8 protein-coding genes are annotated in these 12,222 nt (G+C 71.5%); 1 reads left to right on the top strand and 7 read right to left on the bottom strand.

Annotated features, from left to right (window positions below; translation table 11 throughout):
* Nucleotides 1-695: 695 nt before the first annotated feature.
* From whiA to OO69_RS25525, 7 genes are all read right to left on the bottom strand, one after another.
* On the bottom strand, nt 696-1,685 hold the full coding sequence (whiA, locus tag OO69_RS25555; RefSeq protein ID WP_019067568.1) for a DNA-binding protein WhiA: 990 nt from the start codon (nt 1,683-1,685) through the stop codon (nt 696-698).
* The gene (locus tag OO69_RS25550; protein WP_026150944.1) at nt 1,676-2,743 is read right to left on the bottom strand and encodes a gluconeogenesis factor YvcK family protein; all 1,068 of its coding nucleotides are present in this window, start codon (nt 2,741-2,743) and stop codon (nt 1,676-1,678) included. Before OO69_RS25550 ends, whiA begins: the two co-directional genes overlap by 10 nt.
* Nucleotides 2,740-3,744, bottom strand: coding sequence for an RNase adapter RapZ (gene rapZ / locus OO69_RS25545; RefSeq protein WP_033283113.1), 1,005 nt, complete (start codon nt 3,742-3,744; stop codon nt 2,740-2,742). The genes OO69_RS25550 and rapZ overlap by 4 nt, the downstream gene beginning before the upstream one ends.
* On the bottom strand, nt 3,741-5,792 hold the full coding sequence (uvrC, locus tag OO69_RS25540; RefSeq protein ID WP_033283112.1) for an excinuclease ABC subunit UvrC: 2,052 nt from the start codon (nt 5,790-5,792) through the stop codon (nt 3,741-3,743). The genes rapZ and uvrC overlap by 4 nt, the downstream gene beginning before the upstream one ends.
* Nucleotides 5,793-5,902: 110 nt before the next feature.
* The gene (locus tag OO69_RS25535; protein ID WP_033283111.1) at nt 5,903-6,574 is read right to left on the bottom strand and encodes a response regulator transcription factor; all 672 of its coding nucleotides are present in this window, start codon (nt 6,572-6,574) and stop codon (nt 5,903-5,905) included.
* Between the two features lie 472 nt (nt 6,575-7,046).
* On the bottom strand, nt 7,047-9,677 hold the full coding sequence (locus tag OO69_RS25530; RefSeq protein WP_234444529.1) for a PAS domain S-box protein: 2,631 nt from the start codon (nt 9,675-9,677) through the stop codon (nt 7,047-7,049).
* A 436-nt stretch (nt 9,678-10,113) separates the two neighbouring features.
* Nucleotides 10,114-11,511 (bottom strand): ABC transporter substrate-binding protein, encoded by a 1,398-nt coding sequence (locus OO69_RS25525; protein WP_033283110.1) that lies wholly within the window; start codon nt 11,509-11,511, stop codon nt 10,114-10,116.
* A 173-nt stretch (nt 11,512-11,684) separates the two neighbouring features.
* Between OO69_RS25525 and OO69_RS25520 the strand changes: the two genes are divergently transcribed.
* Complete coding sequence (locus tag OO69_RS25520) at nt 11,685-12,056, top strand: response regulator (RefSeq protein ID WP_033283109.1); 372 nt, start codon at nt 11,685-11,687, stop codon at nt 12,054-12,056.
* Nucleotides 12,057-12,222 lie beyond the last annotated feature (166 nt).

The raw sequence follows: 12,222 nt of genomic DNA, 5'->3' as shown, positions 1-12,222 counted from the left end.
CAGGTTGGGCGCGGGGCGTTCCCCTTGAGGGACGCGGGTCGTTGATTCTCCCCGGCCTGATCAGCCGACAGGCTGAAGGGGCGCCCGCACCGGTGTATCGACAGCTCGCCGGCATCGAGACGAGGGCGCTCGCAGCGGAGAAGCGTCAGCGCCAGGGGCTTCCGAGGAGGCCGGGTCTTCCTCAAAGGCGCAAGCGCCGGCACGCGTTCGCCCGGCGGGAGCCCTCGCAGCCTTGCCCTCGACCGTCAGCCGTCGGCTCCCTCGTGCAGACCGGTCGTCGTCGATTCCCTCCGGGCCGGATCCACCGAGCACGCCCGGACGGGGCCCGCACCGGCGAATTAACGGCCCGTCGGCATCGACGGCAATTGCACCCCGGCAGAAAACACGCCAATGCCGACGCCCTCGGACGAGCCCGTACATCCTCCCGGGAACGCAAGGGCCGGCATCCACTCGCCCAGCGGAAACCCTCACGGCCCGCCTCCTGCCGCCCCCTCACGTCGATCGGCCACCGTTGACCAACCTCCGGCCCAATCCACCAGGCACGCCCGTACAGGCACCCCGCACCGGTGAGTTGACGGCCCGTCGGCAGCGAAGCCAAGGCACCCCACCACAGACGAACGCCGGTGCCGACGCCCGAACTGGGCACCCGCACCGGCGTATTGACGGATCATCAGCCGATCCGTGTCGAGTGATCGTCAGCCGACCATGTTGTCGGCCATCTCCTCGGTGATGCTGGACTCCGTGCCCGGGATGCCGAGGTCCTGGGCCCGCTTGTCGGCCATCGCCAGCAGGCGGCGGATACGGCCGGCCACCGCGTCCTTGGTGAGCGGCGGGTCGGCGAGGGCGCCCAGTTCCTCCAGGGAGGCCTGCTTGTGGTCCATGCGCAGGCGGCCCGCTGCCGCGAGGTGCTCGGGGACCTCGTCGGCGAGGATCTCCAGCGCACGCTGCACCCGGGCTCCGGCGGCGACGGCCGCGCGGGCCGAGCGGCGGAGGTTGGCGTCGTCGAAGTTGGCGAGGCGGTTCGCCGTGGCGCGCACCTCGCGGCGCATCCGGCGCTCCTCCCAGGCCAGCACCGACTCGTGCGCGCCGAGCCGGGTGAGCAGGGCGCCGATCGCGTCGCCGTCACGGACGACCACCCGGTCGACCCCGCGCACCTCACGTGCCTTCGCCGCGATCGACAGCCGGCGCGCGGCGCCGACCAGCGCGAGCGCGGCCTCCGGACCCGGGCAGGTCACCTCCAGGGAGGAGGACCGGCCGGGCTCGGTCAGCGAGCCGTGCGCCAGGAACGCGCCTCTCCAGGCCGCTTCCGCGTCACAGGTGGCCCCGGAGACGACCTGCGGGGGCAGGCCCCGGATGGGGCGTCCGCGGCCGTCCACGAGGCCCGTCTGCCGGGCCAGCTGATCGCCGCCCGCGACCACCCGGACGACGTAACGGGACCCGCGGCGCAGGCCGCCGGGCGCCATCACGATCAGCTCCGAACTGTGGCCGAAGATCTCCAGGATGTCCCGCTTGAGCCGGCGCGCCGCCATCGCGGTGTCCAGCTCCGCCTCGATCACGATGCGCCCGCTCACCAGGTGGAGGCCTCCGGCGAACCGCAGAATGGCGGAGACCTCCGCCTTCCTGCAGCAGGTCCGGGTGACGGGGAGCCGGGAGATCTCATCCTTCACCGCTGCCGTCATCGCCATGGGCCGATCCTTCCATGCATCCGAAAAATACGGTCGTACGCGGCGGCCAACAGCTCCGGGTCGTGCCTTGGAGTTCCGTCGGTCCGGGCCACCGGCGCCAGCTCGACCGCGGCGTCCAGCCGCTTGGCGGCTTCGGTGAGCGACGCGCGATCGGGCACGGCGGCCTCGTCGGCCAGCACCACGTCCAGGGCGAGTTTAGGGGCGTGTCGTCCCAAAACCTCCAAATGACGCTGCGGGGAGAAGCCATCGGTTTCTCCGGGCTGCGGCGCGAGGTTCAGGGAGAGTACCCGGCGCGCCTTCGTCTCGGTGAGCGCGTCGAGCAGTTCCGGCACCAGCAGGTGCGGGATGACGGACGAGAACCAGGACCCCGGGCCGAGCACCACCCAGTCCGCGTCGAGCACGGCGGCGACGGCCTCGGGCACGGCCGGCGGGTCGTGCGGCACGACGTGCACGGACATCACCTCACCAGGGGTGAGGGCGACCGTCGCCTGTCCCCGGACGGTGTCGACGTCGTCGGGCCGCGCCGGATCGTGCCCCTTGACCAGGGCCTGCAGCTCCAGCGGTACGGCGGACATGGGCAGCACGCGCCCGTGCGCGCCGAGCAGCTTGCCGACCAGGTCGAGGGCCTGCACATGGTCGCCGAGCTGCTCCCACAGGGCGACGATCAGCAGATTGCCCACGGCGTGTTCGTGCAGGTCGCCCTTGGACTGGAAGCGGTGCTGGATGACGCGGGCCCAGGTCTGGCCCCAGTCGTCGTCGCCGCACAGCGCGGCCAGCGCCTTGCGGAGGTCCCCGGGGGGCAGGACGCCCAGTTCGTCGCGCAGGCGGCCGCTGGAGCCGCCGTCGTCGGCCACGGTGACGACGGCGGTGAGGTCGCCGGTGATGCGGCGCAGTGCGGTGAGCGAGGCGGACAGGCCCATGCCGCCGCCGAGGGCGACCACCTTGGGCTGGGTGCCGCGCCGGCGCGGCTTGCCGCCGCGGGCCTCCACGGGCCTGGTCGTCCGTCCTTCGGGCACCACGCGGCGCAGCCTGCCCAGCCGTGGGCTACGTCCTGTCATTCCCGTCCCATGTCCCGGTGTACGACCACCGTCTCCACGCCTTCGGCCACGAGCCGCGCGGCGAGCTTCTCCGCCGTGGCGACCGAGCGGTGCTTGCCGCCGGTGCAGCCGATCGCGATCGTCACGTACCGCTTGCCCTCGCGCCGGTAGCCGGCCGCGATGAGCCGCAGGAGCTCGGCGTAGCGGTCGAGGAACTCCTTGGCGCCGGGCTGGTTGAAGACGTACGCCGAGACCTCTTCGTTGAGGCCGTTGAAGGGGCGCAGCTCCGGGATCCAGTGCGGGTTGGGCAGGAAGCGCATGTCGGCGACGAGGTCGGCGTCGACCGGGAGGCCGTACTTGAAGCCGAAGGACATGACGGTGGCCCGCAGTTCGGGCTCCTCCTCGCCGGCGAACTGGGCGTCCATCTTGGCGCGCAGTTCGTGGACGTTCAGGCTGGAGGTGTCGATGACCAGGTCGGCGTCGCCGCGCAGTTCGCGCAGCAGCTCGCGTTCGGCGTCGATGCCGTCGACGATGCGGCCGTCGCCCTGGAGGGGGTGGGGGCGGCGCACCGACTCGAAGCGGCGCACCAGGGCGTCGTCCGACGACTCCAGGAAGACGATCCGGCGGGTGACGTTCTTCGACTCCAGGTCGGCGAGGGACTCGCGGAGGTTGTCGAAGAAGCGCCGTCCGCGTACGTCGACGACGACCGCGATCCGTGCCACGTTGCCCTGGGAGCGGGCGCCGAGCTCCACCATGGTGGGGATCAGGGCGGGCGGGAGGTTGTCGACGACGAACCAGCCGAGGTCCTCCAGACACTTGGCGGCGGTGGACCGCCCGGCTCCGGACATGCCGGAGATGATCACCAGCTCGGGGATGGCCGCCTCGGGCACCCCGGGGGTCGTGCTGTCCGTACTCACCTGTGCTCCGTCGTCCTGGACCTCTTGCTGCGGAGCCTGATCGTCGCCGGTTTCCTTGTGCGTCCGATCTCGGTCCGCTGTGGGCTGCTTCTCTTGTCCGGTCATGTCTCCTGCCCCCGTCGCTCGTCCGGGGCTCCCGCGGGTACGGGCTCCCCTGGGGCACCCGCCGTGGTCCCGGGTGTCCCGTCTTCCGTGTCTTCCATGATCTCTCCAGTCGCCGTGTTCACGGCGGGTGCGGCCGGGGCCGCCTGGGCGAGGGCGACCGCGATGGTCTCAGCAGTCTTGCGACCTATGCCCGGAACCTCGCAGATCTGATCGATTGTCGCGGATCGCAGCTTCTTCACCGAACCGAAGTGCTTGATCAGCGCCTGCTTGCGTGTCTCGCCGAGGCCGGGCACGTCGTCCAGGGGGCTCGACCGGAACCTCTTGGCCCGCTTGGCGCGCTGGTAGGTGATCGCGAAACGGTGGGCCTCGTCGCGGACGCGCTGGAGGAGGTAGAGGCCCTCGCTGGTGCGGGGCAGGACCACCGGGTCGTCGTCGTCCGGGAGCCAGACCTCCTCCAGACGCTTGGCGAGGCCGCACACGGCGATGTCGTCGATGCCCAGCTCGTCCAGGGCCTTCTTGGCGGCGGCGACCTGCGGCTGCCCGCCGTCGACCACCACGAGCTGCGGCGGGTAGGCGAACCGCTTGGGGCGGCCCTCGTCATCCTTGAGGTCCGTCAGCTCGTCGCCGTCCGCCCACTCCCCCGTCTTCTCCTTCTCGGCGAGATAGCGCCTAAAGCGGCGGGTGATCACCTCGTGCATCGAGCGGACGTCGTCCTGGCCCTCGAAGCCCTTGATCTGGAAGCGGCGGTACTCGCTCTTGCGCGCCAGCCCGTCCTCGAAGACGACCATCGACGCCACGACGTCGTCGCCCTGGAGGTGCGAGATGTCGTAGCACTCGATCCTGAGGGGCGCGCTGTCCAGGTCGAGGGCCTCGGCGATCTCCTCCAGGGCGCGTGAGCGGGTGGTGAGGTCGGAGGCGCGCTTGGTCTTGTGGAGGATCAGCGACTGCTGGGCGTTGCGCGCGACGGTCTCCATGAGGGACTTCTTGTCGCCGCGCTGCGGGATGCGCAGTGACACGTTCGCCCCGCGCCGGTCGGTCAGCCACTGCTGGACCGGCTCCACCGGGTCGGGCAGGGCCGGGACGAGGACCTCCTTGGGGACGGAGTCCCCGGTCTCCTCGCCGTAGAGCTGTTGGAGGGCGTGCTCGACGAGGGCCGCGGTGGTGACGTCCTCGACCTTGTCGGTGACCCAGCCGCGCTGGCCGCGCACGCGTCCGCCGCGGACGTGGAAGATCTGGACGGCCGCCTCCAGCTCGTCCTCGGCCACGGCGATCAGGTCGGCGTCGGTGGCGTCGGCGAGGACGACCGCGCTCTTCTCCATGGCCTTCTTGAGGGCGTCGATGTCGTCGCGCAGGCGGGCGGCCCGCTCGTACTCCATCTCCTCGGCCGCGTCCGTCATCTGCTTCTCCAGACGGCGGATGTACGTGCCGGTGCGGCCGGCCATGAAGTCGCTGAACTCCTCGGCCAGTTCGCGGTGCTCCTCCTCGGAGACGCGGCCGACGCAGGGGGCGGAGCACTTGCCGATGTAGCCGAGCAGGCAGGGGCGGCCGGTGCGGGCCGCGTTCTTGAAGACACCCGCCGAGCAGGTGCGGACGGGGAACACGCGCAGCAGGAGGTCCACGGTGTCGCGGATCGCCCAGGCGTGTCCGTACGGCCCGAAGTAGCGGACGCCCTTCTTCTTGTGACCGCGCATCACCTGCACGCGCGGGTACTCCTCGTTCATCGTCACCGCGAGGTACGGGTAGCTCTTGTCGTCGCGGTACTTGACGTTGAACCGGGGGTCGTACTCCTTGATCCAGGAGTACTCCAGCTGGAGTGCCTCGACCTCCGTGGACACCACCGTCCACTCCACCGACGCGGCCGTGGTGACCATCGTGCGCGTGCGCGGGTGGAGTCCGGCCAGGTCCTGGAAGTAGTTCGCCAGGCGCTGGCGCAGGCTCTTCGCCTTTCCGACGTAGATCACCCGGCGGTGCTCGTCGCGGAACTTGTAGACCCCGGGCGAGTCCGGGATCTCTCCCGGCCTGGGGCGGTAGCTGGAGGGATCGGCCATGTTTCACACCCTACTGGCGCGGAGTGACAGCGCGGCGGGGCTGTGGACAACGCCGGACACGCCCGGCGGAACTCCCGCCGGAACGATTGTCGGATGTTCTGCCGGTACTCCTAGCGGGACTCCAGGAACGTGAGAACCGCCAGGACACGGCGGTGGTCGTCGGCGGCCTCCGGAAGGCGGAGTTTGCCCAGGATGCTGCGGACGTGCTTCTCGACGGTGCCCTCGGTGACCCACAGCCGGCGGCCGATGCCGGCGTTGGAGCGGCCCTCCGCCATCAGCGCCAGGACCTCGCGCTCGCGGGTGCTGAGGAAGGACAGCGGGTCGTCGCGGCGCTGCGCCGAGAACAGCTCGTGCACCAGGGAGGGGTCGACGACCGAGCCGCCCTTGTGGATGCGGTCGAGGGCCTCGACGAACTCGTCGACGACCGTGATCCGGCTCTTGAGGAGATACCCGACCTTGTGCCCGCCGGCCAGCAGCTCCAGGGCCTCCTCGACCTCGACGAACGCGGACAGCACGAGGATGCCGGTGTCGGGGTGGCGCTCGCGGATCGTGCGGGCCGCCTTGAGTCCCTCGGTGGAGTGGTCGGGCGGCATCCTGATGTCGACGATCGCGAGGTCGGGCCGCTCGGTGTCGACCAGTTCGAGGAGCCGTACGGCGTCGCCGGCCTGGCCCGCGACCTCGTAGCCCAGGCGTTCGCACAGGCTCGCGAGGCCCTCCCTGAGCAGGACGTCGTCGTCGGCGAGGACGACCCGTCCCCGCGCGGCCTGCTGCGATGCGTCCATCGTCACGGCTCCCCCTGCCCGACCGGTGCGGTGCGCCAGGCACAGCCTGCCGGACCGGGTCGGGTACGGCTAGCCGGTAAGGGAATTGGGGGGTGACGGTGAAGACAGGGCCGCGCGTCCGGGCGATTCTCGTAGGAGTGCGAATGCGGGCGGACCGGTCGTCTCGGGCGAGGTGACGGAGCTCAGGCCGGAACGTCGGAAGGGCTGCGGGAGATGCGGCGGACACGGGCGGACAGACGACGGCGGTCGGTCCGTGTCCGCCCGTACGAGGACGACACGCGGTCCCTGAAGGACCTCCTCGACCCGCGTGACCCCGACGTGGTCCGCGCCAAGCACCTGCGTGCGAGGACCTCGCGGCATCCCTAGAGCCGGACGGCTGCCTCTCCGTCCGAGAAGACCGCCCGACGCGTACGCGACGTCACCGAGTCCACGGCTCCCCCGACCTGGACCTCATCGCGTACGCCTCGGGCGGTCACCCCTCCGTCCGGGTAAGGGGCAGTCGTACGACGAGAGTTGTGCCCTCCCCCGGGGGGCTGACGACGTGCAGCTTGCCGCCGATCGCCTCGACGCGGTCGACGAGTCCGATGAGCCCGGAGCCGTGCCCGAGATCGGCGCCGCCCACTCCGTCGTCGGCGATCGTCACCTCCAGGACGTCGTCCTCGACCCGCGCGGACACCGCCACGAAACTCGCGCGCGCGTGCTTGACGGCGTTGGTGAGGCACTCGGAGGTCACGTAGTAGACGGCGACCTCGATCCGCTCCGGGAGGCGGCCGGCGGGCAGGCGCAGGTCGAGTTCCACGGGGACGGCGGAGCGGCGGGCCAGCGCGCGCAGGGCCGGGCCCAGGCCGCCCTTGGAGAGGATCGCGGGGTGGATGCCGCGTGCGACCTGCAGCAGGTCGCCGAAGGCGTCGTCCAGGCCCTTGGCGATGTGGTCCAGCTGCTCGGCGAGTTCCTCCGGCTGCTCGTCCAGCATCGACTGGGCCATTCTCAGGTCGAGTTGGAGCGAGACGAGCCGCTGTTGGACGCCGTCGTGCAGATCGCGTTCGATACGGCGCCTGGACGCGTCCCCGGCGGCCACCACGCGCGCGCGGGACGCGGTGAGCTGGTCGCGGCTGTCGGCGTTGGCGAGGGCGGTGGCGACGAGTTCGGTGAAGTCGGCGAGCCGGGACTCGGTGCCCGGGGGCAGCGGTTCGCTTCCGGCGGCGGCCGCGACGACGGCACCCCACAGCCGGTCGTCCACGACGATGGGGACGCCCACCGAGCGGCCCACGCGCGCGGGGCGGGCGGTGCGCGCGACCTCGGCGGCGGCGGCCGTCTCGGCCTCGGCGGCGGGCCCGCGGGCGGAACCGAGGACGGTGGCTGCTCCGTCGGCTCCGTAGCGCAGGACCGCGGCGGAGCCGCTGCTCAGGACCTTGCCCACCTGGTCGGCGACCTCGTAGAACACCTCGTGCGGTGGCACTCCGCGTGCGACGAGGGTGGCGACTCGGCGCAGCGCGGTCTGTTCGCGGGCGGCGCGGCGGCTCTCGGTGACGTCGCGTGCGGCGGCGTAGATCAGGCCGTCCGCGGTGACCGGGCGGGCGCTCCACTGGAGCCAGCGTTCGGTGCCGTCGTCCCGGACGAAGCGGTTCTCGAACTCGGCCAGTTCGACGCCGCTCGCCAGCCGGTCGAGGACGGCACGCGTGCGTGCCCGGTCCTCCGGGTGCACGAACTCCAGCCAGGGTCTGCCCAGGAGCGCGTCGGCGGAGTGGCCGAGGGTCCGCTCGAAGGCGGGGTTCACGCGCTTGAAGTAGCCGTCGAGTCCCGCGATGCACAGCAGGTCGAGGGAGAGGTGGAAGATGCTCGCCAGCTCCTGCTCGGCCTTGTCGCGCCGCCCGTGCGCGGCGGCGAAGGACGCCATGGTGCCGTTCATGCCGCCGAGCAGCTGCGCCCAGGTCCCCTCGAACGCGGCGACGTCCGCGCGGTGACCGAGCCGGTTGTCGTCGATCGCCGTGTTCATGGTGTTGATCTCGCCGGCGAGCCGTTCGGTGGTGACCCGCAGCTCTCTGAACGTGTCGGCCACGGCGCCGAGTTCGTCCCGGCCCGCGTACCGGATGTCGTACGACAGGTCGCCCTCGGAGAGCGCGCGGGCGCCCGCGGAGACCTCGCTGAGGGGGCGGGTGATCGACTGGCGCAGGGTCAGGGCGAGGACGGTGACGGCGGCCAGGACGGCCAGCGAGACGCTGAGGTCGCGTGCCTCACGCGCGCGTGCCGTGTCGAGGTCGCCGGCGGCGTCGCGGCCCAGTTCGGCGGCGGCCTGGTGCTGGATGACGCGCAGTGCGTCGATGCGCTGGGTCGAGGCGGTCAGCCAACCGGCGTACGTGGGCCAGGCGTTCTTCTTGGCGTGCGGGTCGGCGAGGGTCTCGCGGGTGGTGCGGACGACGAGGCCGGGGTGCTGGAGGAGGACGACGTAGAGCCTGCCCTTGAGAGCGGCGGGCGCGGTCCGGTCGAAGTCGTCCAGGAGCGCCTTCTCCAGCGCCGACCAGCGGTCCGTGGCGGTGGCGTGCGGGGCGTCCGGGGTGTCGAACAGCACGGCCAGTTCGGTGCGTTCGCGTTCGGCGGCCTCGATGGCGTTCAGGAGCGCGATGTGGGTGTCGGCGGCCTGCCCGGAGGCGCGGGTCGGCCGACCTGACTCCAGGGTGGCGGCCAACTCCAGGAGGTCGTCCTCGATCGTGTCGTACTGGGCGGCGAGTTGGGGCGCGGTGAGCGAACCGGTGCCCGACTGGAGCCGCAGGGCGTGCAGTTGGCGGCTCCGGGCGTCGAGCCGGCCCGAGACATCGGGCGACCCGGTCCAGCCGCCGGTGCCCAGGAGGGCTGTGTTCAGGGCGTGGTCGGTGGCGTGCTCCGCACCGGAGCGTTCCTTCAGCGTCGCCGCTCCGGGACGCAGACGGGCCTTGACGGCGGCGATGCGTTCCCTGGCGATGGCGTCGGTCAGCGCGGTGGTCCGGAACGACAGCGCGGTCGCCGTACGGAAGTTCCGCATCGTCTCCGCGTCGTGCCACTGGGAGACGGCGCCGAACACGGTGAACGCCAGCATGCCGGTCACCGGGAGCAGCACCAGGAGCATCAGCTTGCGCCCGACGCGCAGCCGGGCGAGGAAGGGGATCCGGAGGGCGGCACCGGACCGAGGGCGCCGACGGCGAGGACCGCGCGGGGCGGGGCGGTCGGAGCGCGGGCTGCGCAGCTCCGGGAGCGCGGTGGGCGTGGCGAGGTCGGGCTCGGGGCGGAGCCCTGCAAGCACCTTACGGAGCGGGCCCGGGAACAGGGGGCGACGCACGGCGGGCTCTCAGCGGCCGGGTGGTGGCGGGTATCGATGATGGTGGGTCACGTGCCCAGCCTGCCCCCAACCGGCCATGATCGTCAGGGCCTTGGGGAGGGCGGGTTGCTCGAAATCGGGCACGCGCGTGGGACCCGCGTCGGGCACACGCGCGTGGCGCCGCTCGCGGCCGTGGCCCGCGCGGTCCTTGCCGCCGTCGGGCACGCGCGCGTGGCGCACGCCTTCGCTACCTGCTCGGCGGATAGCCGTCGTGCGCCGCGAGGTCGTCGTCGATCTTCCTGGCGGCCTCGTCCAGGGTGGCCTTGACCGGCGCCCGATTGAAGATGATCTTCGCGAAGGCCCGGGAGAAGGCATCGGTGATCGCCGGGTAGGCGGGCGTCTGCGGCCTGGGGCGGGCGACTCCGTCCCGGAGTTGCTCGATGAAGAGGTGCTCGGGGCCGCCGGGCGCGTACTGCGGCGAGAGCTTGATCGCGCTCTCGGTGGCCGGGATCGCCCCGTTGGCCACCGTCATCCGGTGCACCTGGGCGGGCTGGAGCAGGAAGGACAGGAAGCGCCAGACGGCGTCACCGTCCGCATTGCCCGCCGGGACGCCCCACTGGAAGGAGCCCATCCCTGTGACGGTCCCCTGGCCGAAGTCGGGCAGCGGGACGATGGCGACGTCCCCGGGGAATGCCTTGTTGAATTCCGGATAGGTCCAGTGACCGCACCAGGAGATCGCGCTGCGGCCGCTGACGAACGCCTTGTCGTCCTTGACCATGTCGATGAGCCCGGCCTTGGCCCAGTTCTGCATGTCGGTGAGCGCCTTGACCGAACCGGGGCCGTTCACATAGCCCTCGGCGGTGCGGAAGTTCTTGGGCTCGACGAGGTCGCCGCCCGCCGACCACACGGCGGGCGCGAAGCCGTAGGTGTTCCACTCCTGGCCCGGCTGCGAGTAGACGAGCCGCAGGTCGAGGGGTGCCTTGTAGCCCTGGGTGCGCAACTTGCGCAGGATGCCCGTGAGTTCGGTCGCCGTCCAGGCGTCCTTCGGACCGGTCGGGATGCGTATGCCGGCCTTCTTCATGACGGACTTGCGCACATACAGGCCCATGCCCGAGTCGAAGGTGCCGATGCCCCACAACCTGCCCGCGTAGGTGCCCTGTTGACGGATCGTCGGCACCAGGTCGGCGCGGACGCTCGCGGGCACACAGGAGTCGATCGGCCGGAGCTTGCCCGACCAGGCGTAGCTGTAGAGGTTCGGCCCGTCGAAGTCGAGGAGGTCGGGCAGGTCTCCGCTGGCCGCCGCCGAGAGCACCAGGGCGGTGTAGGCGCGGTCCTCCGGGAGGGTGACCAGCTCGACCCGCACCTGCTTCTGCCGCCTGTTGAACTCCTTCACCTGGTCCTGCAGCGTGGTGAACTCGCCGCTGGGGCCAGCGTGGTACCAGACGGTGATGTGCGCGGTGCCGTGGATCCTCCCGTCGCAGGTGGTGTCCTTCGGGGTCGCGCTCGCCCCCTTGGCGTCGCTCCCGCCGCCGTCGCACGCGGCCAGCAACAGGGCCGCGCACGCCACCCAGGGGACCAGGGTTCCGCGGACCCGGCGGATCCCGCGGCTGCCGGTCCACGCGCGCGTGGCGCTCGTTCCGTCCATGGCACACCCCCACTCGACCGGACGACGTGGTCTCCCCCAGGGCGCCGTCATGCTACCGCCCGTCTCATCCCCATCGCCCTGCGTGCACGAGAACCTTCGCTTGGGGCACGGGACTTCAGCACTTTCCGGCTAGCTGGAAGGCGCGACCGACCACCGGTTGGCAAGCTGAGGACATGTCGCTGCGCTGTCTCCTCGTCGATGACAGCGCACGGTTCCTGGAGGCGGCTCGCGCCCTGCTGGAACGTGGCGGCGTGGAAGTCGTCGGCATCGCCTCGACGGGCGCGGAGGCCCTCTCCCAGGCCCGGGAGTCGGCCCCCGACGTCGTCCTCGTCGATCTCGACCTCGACGGCGAGAACGGCTTCGAGGTCGCGCGCCAACTCGTGGGCGACGTACCGGCGGTGATCCTCATCTCGACCCACTCCCGGGAGGACTTCCAGGAACTCATCGCCGCCAGCCCCGCACACGGCTTCCTGCACAAGTCGGCCGTGTCCGCACGGGCGATCAGGGACGTGCTGGGCGTCGACGGGCCGCCCGCACCGCGGTGAGAGCACCCACCGCGACCGGGCCAAGTCACATATGCCTGATGGGCGACAGGTGTTGTCGGGACTTGGTCAACACGCTTCAATGCGGGGGAACTCGGGGCGTGAACGACGGCGTACGGATGTGAAGACTTTTCTCCGGCGCCGACGGGGGCCCCGAAGCAACTCGCGT

Origin of the sequence: Streptomyces sp. NRRL F-525 (genome assembly GCF_000716605.1) — a bacterium.
Taxonomy (GTDB): Bacteria; Actinomycetota; Actinomycetes; order Streptomycetales; family Streptomycetaceae; genus Streptomyces.
The sequence above is the reverse complement of the archived record's forward strand: the minus strand, read 5'-3'. Positions and strand labels throughout refer to the sequence as shown.

Bases quoted from the DNA above. Each gene is read 5' to 3' on its own strand.
- whiA (WP_019067568.1), bottom strand. From the start codon at position 1,685: ATGGCGATGACGGCAGCGGTGAAGGATGAGATCTCCCGGCTCCCCGTC.
- OO69_RS25550 (WP_026150944.1), bottom strand. From the start codon at position 2,743: ATGACAGGACGTAGCCCACGGCTGGGCAGGCTGCGCCGCGTGGTGCCC.
- rapZ (WP_033283113.1), bottom strand. From the start codon at position 3,744: ATGACCGGACAAGAGAAGCAGCCCACAGCGGACCGAGATCGGACGCAC.
- uvrC (WP_033283112.1), bottom strand. From the start codon at position 5,792: ATGGCCGATCCCTCCAGCTACCGCCCCAGGCCGGGAGAGATCCCGGAC.
- OO69_RS25535 (WP_033283111.1), bottom strand. From the start codon at position 6,574: ATGGACGCATCGCAGCAGGCCGCGCGGGGACGGGTCGTCCTCGCCGAC.
- OO69_RS25530 (WP_234444529.1), bottom strand. From the start codon at position 9,677: ATGCTCCTGGTGCTGCTCCCGGTGACCGGCATGCTGGCGTTCACCGTG.
- OO69_RS25525 (WP_033283110.1), bottom strand. From the start codon at position 11,511: ATGGACGGAACGAGCGCCACGCGCGCGTGGACCGGCAGCCGCGGGATC.
- OO69_RS25520 (WP_033283109.1), top strand. From the start codon at position 11,685: ATGTCGCTGCGCTGTCTCCTCGTCGATGACAGCGCACGGTTCCTGGAG.